Raw genomic sequence first — 16,906 nt, 5'->3', positions numbered from 1 at the left:
AGGCGCGAACGACGATGTACTACGCGGCCTCCGGTAGCTCCCCTGCCGGAGGCCGCATGTATTTTGGCGTGGATACGCACAGCGAGTCAGGCCCGCACAATCATAGCGACGCCGCCACCTCACACTCCGTCATTGCGAGCGCAGCGAAGCAATCCAGACTACGTCCGCGGAAAGACTCTGGATTGCTTCGTCGCGAAGAGCTCCTCGCAATGACGGCGGCGGGAGGACGCACATCACGCAGCTTTCGCAACGGCGCGTATCTCCAGATGCACGCCCGTCTCCTTCTGAAGCGCGTGGATCACCGCCATCAGATTTTCCGCGGTCGGATTGCCGCGCGGCCCGAACATCCGCATCAAGCTTTTTTGAGGACGATCGAGCACCTCACTCAGTCGTTCAAAGCCGATGGTGGCGTTTATGTAGGTCCGAAGCGCTGTGCGGCCGTAGTCGACGTCCCCCTGCAACAGGCCCTGCATCGCCTCCAGGAACAACGCCTCGCGAAAGGCGGGATCGCGCTCCGCCATCGCGCGGACGGTATCACGAAAACTCCGGGTCAATGGCATCACCTGATCCTCCGTCCTGCTCTTGACTTGTACTCACGCCAGCGGCGCAGCGCCGCATCGATATCGTTTTGCTGTCTCTGCTTGGTGCCGCCTCCCAACAAAATGACCAGCAGATTGCCGGACCAACCGAAATAGACTCGGTAGCCCGGACCACGATCGATCTTCAGCTCGGCGGCCCCTTCCCCAATGGACTTGACGTTCGACTTGTTGCCATCGGCTAGTCGCTCGATCGCGACGGCAATCATCGCGCGCGCCTGTGGATCAAGCCGTTCGAGCCAATCGCGGAATGGGCTACGGCCATCGACGATGTATTCTTCGACCCTGATCATTTGGTACCACACTCGTTACCATTTTTCAATTTCAGAATTTTCGGATTACTAAAAATCGTTCTTGACCGATGCCTGCTTCACCATTATGTTCCCGTTTCGTTCCATGCCACAAGAGGGCGTATCGCGATCGTCACGAAACGCGGGATGGAATGCGGTGGCCGCGACGGCGTCGGCGCGCGAGGTTGGCTGCAGGGCGGGAAACCGTGAGCAGCAGCACGCGCGATACGACACGGCGCTGACAGCGTCTTACGCTTGGTCTCGACGGTGAGCGCACGCCAGCCGTCGGGGATGCGAGCGAAGATGTGCGCGGACGGAGAAGTCGTGTGGTCCTGACGCCCGGGGTCTGTGCGTCAAGTCTTGCGGTGATGCTGCGGCCCGACCGGACCGCGCGCATCAGCCATCCGCATGGCGACGGGGGCAATAGTGCATCGCTCCCCGGGGAGAGCACGAAGGACACCGTTAAAACCATCCGCGCAGGGAAGGCCGGGATGTCCCGGCGTCACCTGTGGTCCACCCGTGCGCGTTTGATCCGCACACGGGATTGCGGGTGCCAGCCGGCGCCCGGCCTTCCCTGCGCCTTCTTGTTTTTCAGGAAGGCGAGATGATTGCAGAACTCGGGCGGAAGATGCCGCGAGGAGGTGAAGGCGTGTCTGCGATTGCGATGTGAATTGAAGGAGCGCCGCCCTTGCCCCAACGGCCGTCATTGCGAGCGCAGCGAAGCAATCCAGACTGCCGCCGCGGAAAGATTCTGGATTGCTTCGCTGCGCTCGCAATGACAGCGGCGAGAGCTCACTTGAACTCCGCCTCCACCACGCCCAGCCCGTCCAGCTCCATCCGCACCTTGTCGCCGGCCTTCAGCCACAGCGTCTTCACCAGGCTTCCCGTCAGCACGAGCTGTCCCGCATGCAAACTCTTGCCCTCGGCGGCGAGATGATTGGCGAGCCAGGCGAGCGCATTGTGGGGATGGCCGAGCACGTCGGCGCCGGTGCCGTGGCTGACCTCCTCGCCGTTGACGATGGCGCGGCCCTTGACCGCCGTCAGGTCCGGCACCGACGAGCGTGGAACGGACGGCCCCAGCACGCAGCCGGCGGCGAAGAAATCGTCGGCGATCAGCGTCGGCGCGCCCATCGTCTCCCACTTCACATAGCGGTCGTCGACGATCTCGATCGCGGGATGATAGGCATCGACGGCCTCGCCGACCCATTCGGCCGTGAACGGCGCCTCGCCGGCGGCAAGGTCACGCTGCAGCCGCACCGCGATCTCGCATTCGACGCCGACACGGACATATTTGGAGGCCGCGAGCTTCACCCCGCTGTCGTGCACGCCCTTCTGGAACACGCCGCCGCCGCAGGGATGCGGGATGCCGATGTAGTCCTGCATCACCTGGCTGGTGCAGCCGATCTTGTAGCCGACGAGCGGGCCGAGATGCGGCAGCAGGAGATCGTGCAGCGCGCGCTGGACCTGGTAACCCTCGGCCTCGTCGGCCGGTGGAACCTCGAGCGCTGCAAGCGGCGCATGGTTGCGGCGCGCCAGTGCGATTGCCTTTGCGGCTTCGAGAATGTTGTCCATCGGCGCCGCCTCCCACGCTACGCAATCGAGGGCGGCACTTCAGCATCCCCGCTCCGGCCTGACAAGCGCGGCCCAAAGGACGATCCAGAGGACGGTCCAAAGGACGATCCAAGGGCGGCTTCACGCCTTGACGAGGCCAAGCCGGATCAGGCTCTCGGCCGTCGCGAGGATCGCCGCATCGTTGGAACGCGCCTGCCAGCCGAGCAGCGACCGCGCCTTGGCGCTGGTGGAGTGCCTGACCTTGCCGAGCATCGGCACGACCGCACGCAGCAGCGGAATCCGGTTTGCGGCCAGGCGCACCAGCCAGTCCGGCGCCTGGAGCCGCGGAACCCGGCGCGCCCTCGGTCCGAGTTCCCGCCGCAGCACCCTGGCGATGTCCAGGATCGACATCGCCTCGCCCGAGACCGCGATGAAACGCTCGCCTTTCGCCTCAGGCGCCGTCATCGCCCGCAAATGCAGGTCGGCCACGTCGCGCACGTCGACCACGCCGAAATAGACCCGCGGCACCGCCGGCATGGCGCCGTCGAGCAACGATTTGACGATCTCGATCGACCCGGAGAAGTCCGGCCCGAGCACGGGACCGAAAATGCCGGCGGGGTTCACGACCGAGAGCTCGAGCCCGCCGCCTTCGCGCGCGACGAAATCCCAGGCCGCCCGCTCGGCCAGCGTCTTGGATTTGATGTAGGGCTGCACGTCGGCGCCTTCGAGATTGGTCCAGTCGGTCTCGTCGAACGGTTTTTCCCGCGGCTTGTGGCCATACCCGATCGCACCCAGCGACGAGGTGATCACCACGCGCCTCACGCCGGCCTCGCGCGCGGCCCGCAGCACCCGCAGCGTGCCGTCGCGGGCCGGGATGATCATCTCGTTCTCATCCTTGGGAACACTGGTCGAGAGCGGCGAGGCAACATGGAGAACGTAGTCGCAGCCCGCGACGGCCTCACGCCACCCCTCGTCCCGGACGAGGTCGGCGGTGAAGAAGGACAGGCTCTCCGGCGAAACGGCCCCGCCCTCGTGCAGCATGGCCAGCACGTCGGCCTGGCGCTCCGGCCGGCGCACCGTCGTCCGCACCGTGTGGCCGGCGGCCAGAAGTTGCAGGACGACGTGGATGCCGACGAAGCCCGACCCGCCAGTGACCAGAACAATGCTCATTGCCAAATTCCCCTCGTTGCACGGGCCGGCGAATTGGTTCCGCCGCCCTGCTCAAGGCGGCATCTGGTCACTATCTCCCGGGGAGCAAGTAGAATGGATTTCGAGACCGGTATGGAAAACCTGACCAGCGTTTGCGAGAACGACTGCGATTGCAGCCCCGACCCTGCCCTGCTCGCCGACTTCAAGCGGGCCATCCATGCCCTCGGCGGCAAGTGGAAGCTGGAAATCCTGTTCGCGCTGATGAACGGCGCGGTTCGGTTCGGCGCGTTGCGGCGATCGATCGGCGGCATCACCCAGCACATGCTGACCACGCAACTGCGCGAGCTCGAGCAGGACGGCCTGGTGTCGCGGACCGTCTTCGCGGAGAAACCCTTAAGGGTCGAGTACGAGCTAACGGACGCGGCCTACGGCCTGTTGCCGGCGTTTAAGGAAATATTGAGCTGGTCCAGGCTTTATGGGGATGCGCACCTTGCGGTGTCGCAGCAGGCCTGATTGCAGCGATGCTTGATGCAGCTGGATCGGTGTCTCAGCATTCGAGTCGATCCCGTTGATGCGACTCGCAAAATCTCCCGCACCTGAAGTGAAGGCTGCTTCTCATCCGAACTCACGTGAGCTCGGAGGAATCGAGTCTAGCCCATTGATCACGATTCACTTTTCGCGATTTCGCTCGCGCGTCGAAGCGCACGGCGGCAAGCGACGGGCAATATGCTGACCCCGGCGCGAAATGGCGCCTTGCGTCCAAAAACAAAGAGCCGCATCTCTGCGGCTCTGACTCTATTCGTCGCGATAGACCTTCTCGCGTTTCTCGTGTCGCTCCTGCGCTTCCACCGAGAGCGTCGCGATCGGCCGGGCCTCGAGCCGCTTCAACGAGATCGGCTCCCCGGTGTCCTCGCAATAGCCATAGGTGTTGTCCTCGATACGCTGGAGCGCGGCGTCGATCTTGGCGATCAACTTGCGCTGGCGGTCGCGGGCGCGGAGTTCGATGGCGCGATCGGTTTCGGACGATGCCCGATCGGCGAGATCGGGGTGGTTCACGTTCTCCTCCTGCAGGGCTTGCAGGGTGAGCTTGGACTCTTTGAGGATCTCATCCTTCCAGGCAAGGAGCTTCAAACGGAAGTACTCCTTCTGCCGGTCGTTCATGAAAGGCTCTTTTTCGGTCGGTCGGTAGTTTTTCAACTTTTCCAAGGGCGGCCTATCTGTCTAAGCAACGACTCGCAAACGGAACGGGGTCCGTTGAACGGGGCGTTATATAGCGGCCTCCTGTGACAGACAATATTTCCCTGCTCGCCCAGCGGGCGCGCCCAAGCCCTTGCACAGGAAGGTTTATCCTGGAGGGCCCGGGGGCGGCCGAAAGCCTAGTAACCGACCGTGAAACGCTGCCTCAAATGGGCCGGCCGCTCGATCTCGTCGGCCAGCGCAATGGCGTAGTCGGCGAAGCTGATCCAGCTCTTGCCGTTCGCATCTGCGAGAAGCTGATCGGTCCCGAGCCGGAACTTGGCCGTGCGCTCCCCCTCGACGAACAGCGCCGATGGCGAGATGAAGGTCCAGTTCAGGTCCTTTTCCTGCCGCAGCAGGTCGAGAAAGGCGGAGCCTGCCTCGGCCTCGGCTTTGTATTGGGCCGGAAAACCAGGAGTTGTGACCAGCTTTACGCCAGGAGCGACCTCCAGGCTGCCAGCCCCGCCGACGACGAGGTAGCGGCCCACCTTGGAGTCCTTGGCTGCCCCGATCAGCTTGAGCGCGTCGCTGGCCAGGAAGTGCACGGAACTCACGGCGACGTCGTGCCCGGCCCACAGCTTGGCGAGGCCCGCCTGGTCGAGCACATCTCCCTTGGTGGGTGTGACGTTCGGCAGGGCCGCGATCTTCTCGGGGTTCCGGGCGATGGCCGTGACGCTATGGCCGCGGCGGGACAGTTCCTTGGTGATCTCCGACCCGGCCCGGCCCGAGGCGCCGGCGACTGCGATTTTCATGGAAGGCTCCTTTGGTTCTCTGGTAACTAATGGTAACTAGATATCGCAAAGAATGCTGGTGTTAAGAGAGCACTTTGTGCTTACCTGCTTACGCAGGAGTAACCGGCAAGCGAGCCGGCAAGCGATTTCCATGGATCGAGGACCCGACGATGAAGCCGGACGTCTATGCAGCGAACTGCCCCACGCGCCAGATCCTCGATCGCGTCGGCGACAAATGGGCGGTGCTGATCCTCTTGCTGCTGCGCGGGGAGCCGATGCGTTTCAATCAGTTGCGCCGCACGATCGAAGGCATTTCGCAGAAGATGCTGAGCCAGGTTCTCAAATCGCTCGAACGCGACGGCCTGATCAAGCGCCGCGCCATCGCAACCGTACCTGTGACGGTGGAATATTCGATCACGCAGCTCGGGCTGACACTCGCCGCCGCCGTCGATCCGCTGCGCGATTGGGCCGAGGAGAATCTGAAGGACGTGCTCGCCGCCCAGCGCCGCTACGACGCGCAGAAGCAGGAGGAAGCGGCGTGACTGGCAACGTCTGGAACGAGCTGTTCGCGCGCCGCCCCAATCTCCGCCGTCATGCCCCGGCTTGACCGGGGCATCCAGTACGCCGCGGCTTCTCGGCTCAAAACGACTGTCTCTGGAATACTGGGTCGCCCGGTGAAGCCGGGCGACGACAGCCTGCCCGACTACGCCTGCCCGGCCTTGGCGAGCTCGACCTCGACGCGCAGCTCGATCTCGGACAGCACGGAATCGAGACCGGGATCGCCCGAGGACGATTTCAGGTTCGCCGCAGCATCGCGCAGCCGCATCACGGTGGACGCGTCGAGATTGCCGGACAGCAGCCCCATCTTGAGATCGTCGAGCACGTCGAGCGCGGTCTTGCCGCGGGCGACCGAACGCTTGCGGCGCTCGACCGGATCCTCCTCGATGCCTTGCAACGCGAGCAGCGCATCGATGTTGGCGGCTGCTTTCGGCGCCGCAGCGGCCCGCGTCTCCTGCGCCGACGAGGTGTCGGGCAAGACGAAGGTGCCGGAGCCCGTCCGCCTGGCCTGGCTGGCCGGCGTTCCAAGCGTGGTGCCGTTCGGTCCGTAGATGCGCATCGCAGCAATCCGGGTGATCGATGCCTCACCTTCGCTGTTTTATGGTTAACGGCGCGTAAACAGCCCGGCAAAATCTGCCGAGAGGCGGCAGTTTCGCTCCTCAGAAACAACGCCCGCTGACACCGGTCGAAACAGATTTATTCAACCTATTCAGCGCCCTACCCCCACTGCCCCGCGTTGGCACAGCCCTCGCAAGGAAAGCGTCGGACCAGCTCGTCATGGGAGTGTCGAGAATGGTCCGAGATTTGAGGAGCCTCGGGGAGCAGAGGATGCCAGGCGTTCGTTGGGTGAGGATTGTTGGGGTGGCCTGCGCCGCGCTGTCAGCGCTGGCGCTGTCGGTCACGTCCGCAAGCGCGACCTCGCGCATCAAGGACCTCGCCAATATCGAAGGCGTGCGGCAGAACCAGCTCATCGGCTACGGCCTCGTCGTCGGCCTCAACGGCACCGGCGACACGCTCAACAACATCCCCTTCACCAAGCAGTCGCTGCAAGCGATGCTCGAGCGCATGGGCGTCAACATCCGCGGCGCCACCATCCGCACCGGCAACGTCGCCGCCGTGATGGTGACAGGCAATCTGCCGGCCTTCGCCACCCAAGGCACGCGCATGGACGTCACCGTCTCCGCGCTCGGCGACGCCAAGAACCTCCAGGGCGGCACCCTGCTCGTCACGCCCCTCCTCGGCGCCGACGGCAACGTCTATGCGGTCGCGCAGGGCTCGCTCGCCATCTCAGGCTTCCAGGCCGAGGGCGAAGCGGCGAAGATCGTGCGCGGCGTTCCGACAGTGGGGCGCATCGCCAACGGCGCCATCATCGAGCGCGAGATCGAGTTCGCGCTCAACCGGCTGCCGAACGTGCGGCTCGCGCTGCGCAACGCCGACTTCACCACCGCCAAGCGCATCGCGGCGGCCGTCAACGACTATCTCGGCGTCAAGACCGCCGAGCCGATCGATCCGTCGACGGTGCAGCTTTCGATCCCGCCCGAGTTCAAGGGCAACGTCGTCGCCTTCCTCACCGAGATCGAGCAGCTCCAGGTCGATCCCGATCTCGCCGCCAAGATCGTCATCGACGAGCGCAGCGGCATCATCGTGATGGGCCGCGACGTCCGCGTCGCCACTGTCGCGGTGGCGCAAGGCAACCTCACCGTCACGATTTCCGAAAGCCCGCAGGTGAGCCAGCCCAATCCGCTGTCCCGCGGGCGGACCGTGGTCGCGCCGCGCAGCAGCGTCAGCGTCACCGAGGACGGCAAGAAGTTGGCGCTCGTCAAGGATGGCGTCTCGCTCCAGCAGCTCGTCGACGGCCTCAACGGCCTCGGCATCGGCCCCCGCGACATGATCAGCATCCTCCAGGCGATCAAGGCTGCCGGCGCGATCGAAGCCGACATCGAGGTGATGTGATGCAGGCGAGCATGATCAACACCCCGCGCGCCGCCACCTCCTCGGCCTTCTCGGTGGAGAGCCGCAACGGCCGGCCCGATTTCGAGCTCGCCGCCGCGCTGCAAAAGGTCCCGCCGCAGCAGCAGGCCAAGGCGCAGAAGACCGCCACCGATTTCGAGGCGATGTTGCTCAACAGCATGTTCTCGCAGATGACCTCGGGCCTGAAGGGCGAAGGCCCGTTCGGCGACACACCGGGCACCGGCGTATGGCGCTCGATGCTGACCGAGCAGTATTCCAAGAACTTCGCCAAGGCCGGCGGCGTCGGCGTCGCCACCGAAGTCTACCGCACTCTCATCATGCAGCAGGCGAAAACCGTCCGCACGGCATAAGGTCAAACGAGATGAACCAGTTCACCGCCTCACGCCAGCCGATGCGAGCGCAGCGCCCGAACACCGCGCCCGGCAGCGCCGAGGCGCGCAAGCTCGCTGAAGACCTGATGGATGCGATGAACGCCCTGCTCGGCCTGATCGAGCGCGAGACCGAGCTCGTGCGCGCCGGCAACGTCCGCGAGGCGATGACCCTCGAAAGCAGGAAGCAGGAGCTGTCGCGAAACTATGTCGGCGCCGTCAGCCAGTTGAAGGCGAACCAGGCCCAGCTCGCGAAATCCGCGCCCGAGCTGCTCTCGACGCTGCATCGGCACCACGATGCGTTCCGCGCGATGCTCCAGGTCAATCTCACCGTGCTCGCGACCGCGCACGCGGTCTCCGAGAGCGTCGTACGCGGCGTCAATGCCGAGATCCAGAAGCGCAACGTGCCGAACACCTATACGGCCGCGGGACGCCGCGCCACTCCGGGCCCGCGCCACATCACCCCGCTCACGGTCAGCCGCTCGCTCTGAGCGCGCGCAAAACAAGCGACAATTTTACGAAAAACCGCGCGGCGATATCGTCGCGCGGTTAGGCACGTTTCCTTACCGGGTCTTCAATCCTGGTGTTCCATGGTTGCGCATTGAGAGGGGTTGGGATTTGACTCGGACCAGGCAACCAGGAGGCTGCCATGAGTACAGATTTCAGCATCAGGCCGGTGGGGATACCGGCCCCCGCGCAGATCGTAACGACGTCCAACGCGGCGGCGAACGAGGCCGTGCAGACCGATTTGCCGGTGAGCCAGACGGTTGCCGCGAGCGATACGAGCGCGCCCGTGCGCAATGATTTGCCGAACAACGAGAACATCTCGCGGCAGGTCGTGTTCGACCAGGCTGCCGCATCCTTCGTCTTCCAGGTCGTCAACGACAGGACCGACGCCGTGGTCAATCAGTTCCCCGACGAAGCGATGCTGCGCCGGCGAGCTTATTTCCATGCCCAGGATCTGAAGTCCGAGCCCTCGCGTCCGCCCAATACGGACCTCAGCGCCTGACGATCAGGCGTCGAGCTCGGCAACCGCCGTGTCGAGATAGGTCAATCGGCACCTGCTGGTATTGGGACGTGCCGGTGCTCCCGTCACGGACCTGCGCGCGGAAGCCGCTGACCCGCGAGACGTCGAGCGGGAATTTCCTGCCAACGGGATAGGTCCCGGTCCAGCTGCCCTGATAGAGCCAGGAATCGACCGGGACGTATGTCGACGAATCCTGTGGGCCGGAAAGAACGTTCGACTTATGCGCGGTCGACACAATGCTCATGATGTCGGCCACGACGGGCCTCCATCACGGCCGTCCGGACAGACCGGCAGCGATATTGCGATTGATCTCGATCAGCGGGCGGAAGTGATCGAACTGCGGGCTCATCTGCAGCGCCGCGGTCTGGCTCAGCACGAACACGCTGATGTTGGCGATCTTCTGGCGGACGTCGATCGGCTGCGGATTGTTGTCGCGCATCGCCTCGCTCAGGAAGATCGTCCAGAGCTTGCGGTTGAACATCAGGGCCTGCATGGTCTGCTCGCTGAGCGGATCAGCGTTGTTCACCGCATCCTGGAGCTTGTTGGCGGCCTTGAGCAGGGTCTGCGCTTCGATGTCGCGAGGAGATGCAGTGGTCGTTGCAACACGCGCGTAAGCCGAGGCAGCGGAATTCGACATCAATCACACCCTGGAGGTTACCTAGCCCGTTGAACGCGCTTAAGGATTTCTTTCCCAACCCTAGGCAGCACCGCTTAAGATTTGCTTACGTGTGCGCTTGGAAGCACTCCGGATAATTACGGGTCGCGGAGTTCTTCGTCAGTGCAACGCTAGATGCACGCACACACGCTGTAAACTTGCTTCGCGTGATGGGCATCAATCTCAGCTAATCCTGCCTTAGCGATCTCCGTAAAAAGAACGGCGGAGCGTTAGCCCCGCCGCGATATTTCAAGTAGCGATCTTGCGCTGCGAAATTAGCGGAGCAGCTGGAGCACGCTCTGCTGCGACTGGTTGGCCAGCGACAGCGCGGACACCGCGATCGACTGGCGGGTCGACAGCGCCTGGCTGTTGGCCGCTTCCTCGTTGGTGTCGGCCAGCGTGAGGTTCGATGAGCCGGTCTGCAGCACGTTGATCAGGTTCTTTGAGAAGTCCTGACGCACCTGCACGATCGACAGGTTCGAACCGAGCGCCGAACCTTCCGAGCGCAGCGTGCTCGAGGCCGCGTTCAGGCTGGTCAGCACCTTGTTGGTGGCGCCGTTGTCGATGAAGTCGACGCCGTTGACGAGGTTGCTGAGGCCGAGGCCGGCCGCATTGAACACCACGCCGTTGATGCCGAGCGTGGAGCTGCCGGTCTCGTTGAAGACGAGCTTCAGCGTGTCGCCGTTGAGCAGGTTGACGCCGTTGAAGGAGGAGTCCTGCGACGTCGTGTCGATCTGCGCCAGAATGTTGTTGAACTGGTTGACCAGGTTCGAGCGCGCCGTCTGCGCGACGGGATCCTGGACCGGCGGCTGCGCGGTGGTGAAGGCCAGAACACCGGTGATCGTGCCGCCGACCGTGCCGCCCGCGGTCGTCGAACCGAGCGTCGAGGAGGCGTATTCGTTGACGGTGGTCACCGTCAGCACGCCATTGGCGTCGATCGTCGCCGTCAGGTGGTTCGCCTGCAGCTGTGCGTTGAGCTGGTCGAGCGTCTTGACGGTGCCGTTGGTGCCGTCGCCGAAGGTGACGTTCACCGGCGTTCCGCCGTTGAAGGAAGTGAAGGTCAGCGTCTTGCCGCTGACACCGCCGACACCGGAGGTGCGCGCCGCGGTGAAGGCCGTCGCCGTTCCCGTGTTGCCGCTGAGGCCGAACGCGCTGAGCGCGTTGCCGGTGCCGGTGATCGAGAGATCGGCGTTGACGCCGGTGGAGAGCGCAAGCTGGCCGCTGCTGTTGACCGACGACGGGATCTGGCCCGAAGTGGTCGTCAGCGACGCGGCGCCGTTGAAGATGCTGGCCGTCTTCACGCCGGTTGCCAGGTCGATGGAGTTGAGCAGGTCGGTGAGCGTCGCGCTCTGGATATAGACGGTCGAATTGCCGTTGCCGTCGGTGACGATGTTGCCGCTGACGCCGCCCGACGTCACGCTCGCCGCCGATTGCGGCGTCTGGGCGTTCTTGAAGGTGATGGTGTGACCATCGATGTTCAGCGTCGAGCCGTCCTGGACCAGCGTACCGAGCGAGCCCGCGGTCGTCGACCGGTTGGCGGTCACGTTCGCATTGCCTGCGCCGGTCGCCGTGGTCAGACCGAGCTTGTTGAGGAAGTCAGCCTTGCCGGTCACACTCAGATCGGCGCCGGTCGAGCTCTTCAGCGTGACAGCGCCCGCCGTAATGGACGAGGCCACCTGAAGGGTGCCGACAGGACCGGCCGAACCGCTGACGGCGATGGTCGCCGCGCTTGCGCTGATGGTCGCGGTCTTGACGCCGCTGGCAAGGTCGATCGCACTGAGGACGTCGTTGACGGTCGCCCCGGGTGCAGCCGCCGTTCCCTCATAGACGATCGAGTTGCCGTTGCCGTCGGTGGCGATGTGCCCGCTGGCGTCGAGGCCCCAGCCGGTCGGCTGCGTGCTGGGAGCGATGCCGGTGCGGAAGGTGATGGTCTTGCCGTTCACCGTGATGGTGTCGCCATCCGCCGGCGGCGTGCCGAAGGTGGTGGACGCGGTGGTGCCGAGCAGCGTGGCGGTGCCGGACAGCGCGGTGGTGCCGTCGGCGGCGGTCGCCACTGTACCGGTAAAGGTGCCGGCGCTCGAGCCCAGCGATGCGCCAAGCGCGGCGGTCCCGGTGACCGGGGTCACGCCACCGGCTGCACCGGTATAGAGCACGTTGCTCTTGGCGGTTGCGCTCGCGTAGGAGGTCGTGCCGCGCAGGTCGGCGGGCGTCGCACCGGGAATCGTGGTGGAGACGTTCGACTTGGTGGAGTAACCGACCGTGGTCTGGAGCGCCTGGTTGGCGATCGATTTCGCGCTGTCGATCAGCTTCTGCAGCGAGGTGATGCCGGTATTGGCGGCCTGCAGCACCTGCACACCGTTGTTGATGCCGTCCAGCAGGTTGCTGATGTCGCTCGCCCGGTTGTCCAACCCCTGCGCGGTGAAGAAGTTGGTGGGATTGTCGAGCGCCGTGTTGACCTTCTTGCCGGTTGACAGCCGCTCCTGCGTCGTGGCCAGCAAGTCGGCCGTCGACTGCAGCGACAACAGGTTCTGGCGAACTGACGCCGAGAGAACGATGTTGGACATTGGCGAGTCTTCCTCTTGAACCGGATACGAATCGGCCGCGCGGTCTCGAAAGCGGGCTTTTGTCCAGTTTTAGGAGGTGTCCTTTAAAGTATGGTTAACGCCGGTTTAAGCGATAGGGTTAATGGCGAATGAACGCCCCTGCCCGCCTCCGGACGCAAAAAAGAGCGGCGGGGCAAATGACCCCGCCGCTCGGTTTTATTCAGTTATTTCAGCTACTTGTTAGCGGAGCAGCTGGAGCACGCTCTGCTGCGACTGGTTGGCCAGCGAGAGTGCGGAGACCGCGATCGACTGGCGGGTCGAGAGTGCCTGGCTGTTGGCCGCCTCGACGTTGGTGTCGGCCAGCGTCAGGTTGGACGAACCGGTCTGCAGCACGTTGATCAGGTTCTTGTTGAAGTCCTGACGGATCTGCACCACCGAGAGGTTCGAGCCGAGGCTCGAGGCCTCCGAGCGCAGCGTGCTCGAGGCGGCGTTCAAATTGGTCAGCACCTTGTTGGCCGCGGCGTTGTCGATGAAGTCGACGCCGACGGTCAGCGCGGCGAGGCCGAGACCCTTGGAGTTGTAGGTCACGCCGGTGATGTTCAGGCTCGACTTGCCGGTCTCGTCGAACACCAGCTTGAGCTGGTCACCATTGAGCAGGTTGACGCCGTTGAACGAGGAGTCCTGCGAGGTCGTGTCGATCTGGTTCAGGATGTTGTTGTACTGAGACACCAGGTTCGCACGGGCCGTCTGCGCAACGCCATCCTGGACGGGGTTGGAAGCCGTCGAGAAGGTCAGCGCCGACGTGAGCGTGCCGCCGATCGCACCGCCGGCGGTCGTCGAACCTAGCGTCGAGGACGCGTAGTCGTTGGATGCCGTGATGGTCAGCAGGCCGTTGGCGTCGATCGTGGCAGCCAGGTTGTTGGCCTGCAGCTTGGTGTTGAGCTGATCGAGCGTCTTGACCGTGCCGTTGGTGCCGTCGCCGAAGGTGACGTTGACTGCCGTGCCGCCGTTGAAGGAGGAGAAGGTCAAGGTCTTGCCGGCAATGCCGCCGATGCCCGAGGTCCGTGCCGCGGTGAACGCGGTCGCGGTCCCGGTGTTGCCGGCGAGGCCGAGCGCGTTCAGCGCGTTGCCGGTGCCGGTGATCGAGAGGTCGGCATTGATGCCGGTCGAGAGCTTGAGCTGACCGGACGTATTGATCGTCGAGTTCGACTGGCCTGTGGCGGTCGCAAGCGTCGCGGTGCCATTGGCGTTGACCGTCGCGGTCTGCACGCCGGTGGCAAGGTCGATCGCCTTCAGCACGTCGGCAACCGTGCCGGCCTGCAGATAGACGGTCGAGTTGCCGTTGCCGTCGGTGAGGACGTTACCGCTCGCACCGTAACCGCTCGGAACGCTCGGAGCACCGGTCGAACCCGGGATCGGCGCATTCTTGAAGGTGATGACGTGGCCGTCGACGTTCAGCGTCGAACCGTCCGCAATCGTCGCCCCCAGCGAGGCCGCGCTCGTGGTCCGGTTGACGTCGATGGTGGCATTGCCGGCACCCGTAGACGTCGTCAGGCCGAGAGCCTTGAGCAGGTCGGCCTTGCCGGTGACGCTCAGATCCGCACCTGTCGAGCTCTTCAGCGTGACGGCGCCGCCAGCAGCGGTCGAGACCGCAGCACCTGGCTGGCTGGCGCTCACGGCGATCGTCGCAGCGCCTGCACTGATGGACACCGTCTTCACGCCGCTGGCCAGATCGACCGCGGTCAAGAGATCGTTGACGGTCGCCGCCGGAGTGCCAGCAGTGCCGAGATAGACGGTCGTGTTGCCGTTGCCGTCGGTGACGAGGTTGCCACTGACGCCCGAGCCGGACGGAACCGCAGTCGACGCCGGAGCGGAGCCCGAGCGGAAGGTGATGGTCTTGCCGTTCACGGTCAGCGTATCGCCGTCGGCCGGCTGGGCGTTGCCGAGCAGGCCGGTCGCAGTCGTGCCGTTGGTGGCGATCAGGGTGATGGCGCCGGTCAGGGCCGTGGTGCCGTCACCGGCCGTTGCGCCAGTGCTTGCAAAGGAACCGATGGTGGCGCCGAGCGTCGTGGTGCCGGTCGCCGCCGTGGTGCCGCCGGCCGCGCCCGTATAGAGCACGTTGCTGGACGCGGTGGCGCTGGCAAAGGACGTCGTACCGCGCAAGTCGGCGGCTGTCGCACCGGCGATCGTGGTGGAGACGTTGGACTTGGTGGAGTAACCGACCGTGGTCTGCAGCGCCTGGTTGGCGATCGACTTGGCGCTGTCGATCAGCTTCTGCAGCGAGGTCAGGCCGGTGTTGGCGGCCTGGAGCACCTGCACGCCGTTGGCAATGCTATCGAGCAGGTTGTTGATGTCGCTGGCGCGGTTGTCGAGCGACTGGGCGGTGAAGAAGTTGGTGGGATTGTCCAGGGCCGAGTTGACGCTCTTGCCGGTCGACAGACGGTTCTGTGTGGTGGCGAGGAGATCGGCGGTGGACTGGAGAGAGAGCAGGTTCTGACGAACCGACGCAGAGAGAACAATACCTGACATGACTCTTACCCTTCTGGCTTACGCGTCTTCGTTCGATCGCTTCGGATCGAGTGACGGGGCCAGCGTGCCGCGACATGGCTAACAAAGGGTGAAACGAACCTCGCCTGCATAAGCGCCGGTTCACCATGAAGGACTGGAAGCGCTTGCGGGGTCAGGCAATCGCTCTGAAATCATTGGCAATTCTCAGCGCTTACGCTCCATTAACCATAACCGCTGGTTACTTTTCAGAGTGTCGCCTGCCCTCTCGAAACCTCGAGTGACGAACGAAAAAAGCGGCGGGGCCGAAGCCCCGCCGCCGTAGCCGTCTTGCGATGTCGTCCGCTTGTTAGCGGAGCAACTGGAGCACGCTCTGCTGCGACTGGTTGGCCAGCGACAGCGCGGAGACCGCGATCGACTGGCGGGTCGACAGCGCCTGGCTGTTGGCCGCCTCGACGTTGGTGTCGGCCAGCGTCAGGTTGGACGAACCGGTCTGCAGCACGTTGATCAGGTTCTTGTTGAAGTCCTGACGCACCTGCACGATCGTCAGGTTCGAACCGAGGCTCGAAGCTTCCGAGCGCAGCGTGCTCGATGCGGAGTTCAGGTTGGTCAGCACCTTGTTGGTGGCGGCGTTGTCGATGAAGTCGACGCCACCGGTCAGCGCGGCGAGGCCCAGACCCTTGGAGTTGTAGGTCACGCCGGTGATGCTGAGGTTCGACTTGCCGGTCTCGTCGAACACCAGCTTGAGCTGGTCGCCGTTCAACAGGTTGACACCGTTGAACGAGGAGTCCTGCGCCGTGGAGTCGATCTGGTTCAGGATGTTGTTGTACTGGTTGACGAGATTCGCACGCGACGTCTGTGCAACCGTATCCTGGACGGGGCTGGAAGCCGTCGAGAACGTCAGCGCTGTCGTCAGCGTGCCGCCGATCGCACCACCCGCCGCCGTCGAACCGATCGTCGAGGAGGCGTAGTCGTTGGTGGTCGAGACCGTCAGCAGGCCGTTGGCGTCGATCGTCGCCGTCAGGTTGTTGGCCTGAAGCTTCGTGTTGAGCTGATCGAGCGTCTTGACCGTGCCGTTGGTGCCGTCGCCGAAGGTGACGTTGACCGCCGTGCCGCCGTTGAAGGAGGTGAAGGTCAAGGTCTTGCCGGTGAGGCCGCCAACGCCGGAGGTGCGGGCCGCGGTGAAGGCGGTCGAGGTCCCGGTGTTGCCGGCGAAGCCGAGCGCGTTCAACGCATTGCCGGTACCGGTGATCGACAGGTCGGCATTGACGCCGGTCGAGATCTTGAGCTGACCCGAGGCGTTGATCGACGAGTTGGTCTGGCCGGTGGCGGTCGCAAGCGTCGCGGTGCCGTTGGCATTGACCGTCGCGGTCTGCACGCCGGTGGCAAGGTCGATCGCCTTCAGCACGTCGTTCACCGTGCCGCCCTGCAGATAGACCGTCGAGTTGCCGGCGCCGTCGGTGACGACGTTACCGGAGGCACCGAAGCCGCTCGGAACGCTCGGAGCACCGGTCGTACCCGGGGTCGGCGCGTTCTTGAAGGTGATGACGTGGCCGTCGACGTTCAGCGTCGAACCGTCGGTGATCGTCGCACCGAGCGAGCCCGAGGTCGTGGTCCGGTTGACGGACACGGTGGCGTTGCCACCGCCCACCGCCGAGCTCAGGCCGAGCGCCTTGAGCAGGTCGGCCTTGCCGGTGACGCTCAGATCCGCACCCGTCGAGCTCTT

Annotated in this window: 18 protein-coding genes; 6 read left to right on the top strand and 12 right to left on the bottom strand. The window is 64.4% G+C overall.

Annotated elements, in window-relative coordinates; all coding sequences use genetic code 11:
- Positions 1-233: 233 nt before the first annotated feature.
- From XI09_RS14440 to XI09_RS14425, 4 genes are all read right to left on the bottom strand, one after another.
- On the bottom strand, positions 234-560 hold the full coding sequence (locus XI09_RS14440; protein WP_271567420.1) for a helix-turn-helix domain-containing transcriptional regulator: 327 nt from the start codon (positions 558-560) through the stop codon (positions 234-236).
- A complete protein-coding gene (locus tag XI09_RS14435; RefSeq protein ID WP_442869591.1) occupies positions 560-889 on the bottom strand; it encodes a type II toxin-antitoxin system RelE/ParE family toxin in 330 nt (109 codons plus the stop codon). Before XI09_RS14435 ends, XI09_RS14440 begins: the two co-directional genes overlap by 1 nt.
- 789 nt (positions 890-1,678) lie before the next feature.
- Positions 1,679-2,458 carry a 2-keto-4-pentenoate hydratase gene (locus XI09_RS14430; protein WP_271567419.1) on the bottom strand — a complete coding sequence of 260 codons (780 nt, stop codon included), beginning with the start codon at positions 2,456-2,458 and terminating at the stop codon, positions 1,679-1,681.
- Between the two features lie 120 nt (positions 2,459-2,578).
- Positions 2,579-3,607 (bottom strand): SDR family oxidoreductase, encoded by a 1,029-nt coding sequence (locus XI09_RS14425; RefSeq protein WP_271567418.1) that lies wholly within the window; start codon positions 3,605-3,607, stop codon positions 2,579-2,581.
- A gap of 93 nt (positions 3,608-3,700) precedes the next feature.
- Between XI09_RS14425 and XI09_RS14420 the strand changes: the two genes are divergently transcribed.
- Positions 3,701-4,099, top strand: a complete 399-nt coding sequence (locus XI09_RS14420) for a winged helix-turn-helix transcriptional regulator (protein ID WP_271567417.1) — start codon at positions 3,701-3,703, stop codon at positions 4,097-4,099.
- Positions 4,100-4,381: 282 nt separating this feature from the next.
- Here the strand turns inward: XI09_RS14420 and dksA are convergent, their stop codons facing one another.
- Positions 4,382-4,747, bottom strand: coding sequence for an RNA polymerase-binding protein DksA (dksA, locus tag XI09_RS14415; protein WP_008554760.1), 366 nt, complete (start codon positions 4,745-4,747; stop codon positions 4,382-4,384).
- Positions 4,748-4,962: 215 nt separating this feature from the next.
- On the bottom strand, positions 4,963-5,574 hold the full coding sequence (locus XI09_RS14410; protein WP_271567416.1) for an NAD(P)-dependent oxidoreductase: 612 nt from the start codon (positions 5,572-5,574) through the stop codon (positions 4,963-4,965).
- Between the two features lie 149 nt (positions 5,575-5,723).
- On the opposite strand from XI09_RS14410, the gene XI09_RS14405 reads away from it, so the two are divergent.
- Positions 5,724-6,095 carry a winged helix-turn-helix transcriptional regulator gene (locus XI09_RS14405; protein WP_092191938.1) on the top strand — a complete coding sequence of 124 codons (372 nt, stop codon included), beginning with the start codon at positions 5,724-5,726 and terminating at the stop codon, positions 6,093-6,095.
- A gap of 161 nt (positions 6,096-6,256) precedes the next feature.
- Here XI09_RS14405 and XI09_RS14400 read toward each other — a convergent pair whose 3' ends face one another.
- A complete protein-coding gene (locus tag XI09_RS14400) occupies positions 6,257-6,670 on the bottom strand; it encodes a flagellar assembly protein FliX (RefSeq protein WP_092191940.1) in 414 nt (137 codons plus the stop codon).
- Between the two features lie 269 nt (positions 6,671-6,939).
- On the opposite strand from XI09_RS14400, the gene XI09_RS14395 reads away from it, so the two are divergent.
- The 4 genes from XI09_RS14395 to XI09_RS14380 all read left to right on the top strand — a co-directional run bounded on the left by XI09_RS14395 (position 6,940) and on the right by XI09_RS14380 (position 9,459).
- The gene (locus tag XI09_RS14395) at positions 6,940-8,064 is read left to right on the top strand and encodes a flagellar basal body P-ring protein FlgI (protein ID WP_271567415.1); all 1,125 of its coding nucleotides are present in this window, start codon (positions 6,940-6,942) and stop codon (positions 8,062-8,064) included.
- The gene (gene flgJ, locus XI09_RS14390; RefSeq protein WP_271567414.1) at positions 8,064-8,432 is read left to right on the top strand and encodes a flagellar assembly peptidoglycan hydrolase FlgJ; all 369 of its coding nucleotides are present in this window, start codon (positions 8,064-8,066) and stop codon (positions 8,430-8,432) included. Before XI09_RS14395 ends, flgJ begins: the two co-directional genes overlap by 1 nt.
- Positions 8,433-8,443: 11 nt before the next feature.
- The gene (locus XI09_RS14385) at positions 8,444-8,941 is read left to right on the top strand and encodes a hypothetical protein (RefSeq protein ID WP_271567413.1); all 498 of its coding nucleotides are present in this window, start codon (positions 8,444-8,446) and stop codon (positions 8,939-8,941) included.
- A 158-nt stretch (positions 8,942-9,099) separates the two neighbouring features.
- Positions 9,100-9,459, top strand: coding sequence for a hypothetical protein (locus XI09_RS14380; protein ID WP_271567412.1), 360 nt, complete (start codon positions 9,100-9,102; stop codon positions 9,457-9,459).
- Here the strand turns inward: XI09_RS14380 and XI09_RS14375 are convergent.
- The 5 genes from XI09_RS14375 to XI09_RS14355 form a co-directional block, all read right to left on the bottom strand.
- Positions 9,449-9,733 carry a hypothetical protein gene (locus XI09_RS14375; protein WP_271567411.1) on the bottom strand — a complete coding sequence of 95 codons (285 nt, stop codon included), beginning with the start codon at positions 9,731-9,733 and terminating at the stop codon, positions 9,449-9,451. The two genes, XI09_RS14380 and XI09_RS14375, sit on opposite strands and share 11 nt — an antisense overlap.
- 12 nt (positions 9,734-9,745) lie before the next feature.
- On the bottom strand, positions 9,746-10,114 hold the full coding sequence (flaF, locus tag XI09_RS14370) for a flagellar biosynthesis regulator FlaF (RefSeq protein ID WP_008554779.1): 369 nt from the start codon (positions 10,112-10,114) through the stop codon (positions 9,746-9,748).
- Between the two features lie 293 nt (positions 10,115-10,407).
- Positions 10,408-12,696, bottom strand: a complete 2,289-nt coding sequence (locus XI09_RS14365; protein ID WP_271567410.1) for a DUF1522 domain-containing protein — start codon at positions 12,694-12,696, stop codon at positions 10,408-10,410.
- A 219-nt stretch (positions 12,697-12,915) separates the two neighbouring features.
- Positions 12,916-15,204 carry a DUF1522 domain-containing protein gene (locus XI09_RS14360; RefSeq protein ID WP_271567409.1) on the bottom strand — a complete coding sequence of 763 codons (2,289 nt, stop codon included), beginning with the start codon at positions 15,202-15,204 and terminating at the stop codon, positions 12,916-12,918.
- A gap of 325 nt (positions 15,205-15,529) precedes the next feature.
- Positions 15,530-16,906, bottom strand: a 1,377-nt coding sequence (locus tag XI09_RS14355) for a DUF1522 domain-containing protein (RefSeq protein WP_271567408.1), incomplete at its 5' end; no start/stop codon positions are given.

Source organism: Bradyrhizobium sp. CCBAU 11386 (assembly GCF_028128955.1).
In the GTDB taxonomy this organism is placed as follows: Bacteria; Pseudomonadota; Alphaproteobacteria; order Rhizobiales; family Xanthobacteraceae; genus Bradyrhizobium.
This window is presented reverse-complemented; position numbering and strand designations above follow the sequence as displayed.

Bases quoted from the DNA above. Each gene is read 5' to 3' on its own strand.
- XI09_RS14425 (WP_271567418.1), bottom strand. From the start codon at position 3,607: ATGAGCATTGTTCTGGTCACTGGCGGGTCGGGCTTCGTCGGCATCCAC.
- XI09_RS14410 (WP_271567416.1), bottom strand. From the start codon at position 5,574: ATGAAAATCGCAGTCGCCGGCGCCTCGGGCCGGGCCGGGTCGGAGATC.
- XI09_RS14435 (WP_442869591.1), bottom strand. From the start codon at position 889: ATGATCAGGGTCGAAGAATACATCGTCGATGGCCGTAGCCCATTCCGC.
- XI09_RS14405 (WP_092191938.1), top strand. From the start codon at position 5,724: ATGAAGCCGGACGTCTATGCAGCGAACTGCCCCACGCGCCAGATCCTC.
- XI09_RS14395 (WP_271567415.1), top strand. From the start codon at position 6,940: ATGCCAGGCGTTCGTTGGGTGAGGATTGTTGGGGTGGCCTGCGCCGCG.
- XI09_RS14385 (WP_271567413.1), top strand. From the start codon at position 8,444: ATGAACCAGTTCACCGCCTCACGCCAGCCGATGCGAGCGCAGCGCCCG.
- flaF (WP_008554779.1), bottom strand. From the start codon at position 10,114: ATGTCGAATTCCGCTGCCTCGGCTTACGCGCGTGTTGCAACGACCACT.
- XI09_RS14400 (WP_092191940.1), bottom strand. From the start codon at position 6,670: ATGCGCATCTACGGACCGAACGGCACCACGCTTGGAACGCCGGCCAGC.
- XI09_RS14440 (WP_271567420.1), bottom strand. From the start codon at position 560: ATGCCATTGACCCGGAGTTTTCGTGATACCGTCCGCGCGATGGCGGAG.
- XI09_RS14365 (WP_271567410.1), bottom strand. From the start codon at position 12,696: ATGTCCAACATCGTTCTCTCGGCGTCAGTTCGCCAGAACCTGTTGTCG.
- XI09_RS14380 (WP_271567412.1), top strand. From the start codon at position 9,100: ATGAGTACAGATTTCAGCATCAGGCCGGTGGGGATACCGGCCCCCGCG.
- dksA (WP_008554760.1), bottom strand. From the start codon at position 4,747: ATGAACGACCGGCAGAAGGAGTACTTCCGTTTGAAGCTCCTTGCCTGG.
- flgJ (WP_271567414.1), top strand. From the start codon at position 8,064: ATGCAGGCGAGCATGATCAACACCCCGCGCGCCGCCACCTCCTCGGCC.
- XI09_RS14430 (WP_271567419.1), bottom strand. From the start codon at position 2,458: ATGGACAACATTCTCGAAGCCGCAAAGGCAATCGCACTGGCGCGCCGC.
- XI09_RS14420 (WP_271567417.1), top strand. From the start codon at position 3,701: ATGGATTTCGAGACCGGTATGGAAAACCTGACCAGCGTTTGCGAGAAC.
- XI09_RS14360 (WP_271567409.1), bottom strand. From the start codon at position 15,204: ATGTCAGGTATTGTTCTCTCTGCGTCGGTTCGTCAGAACCTGCTCTCT.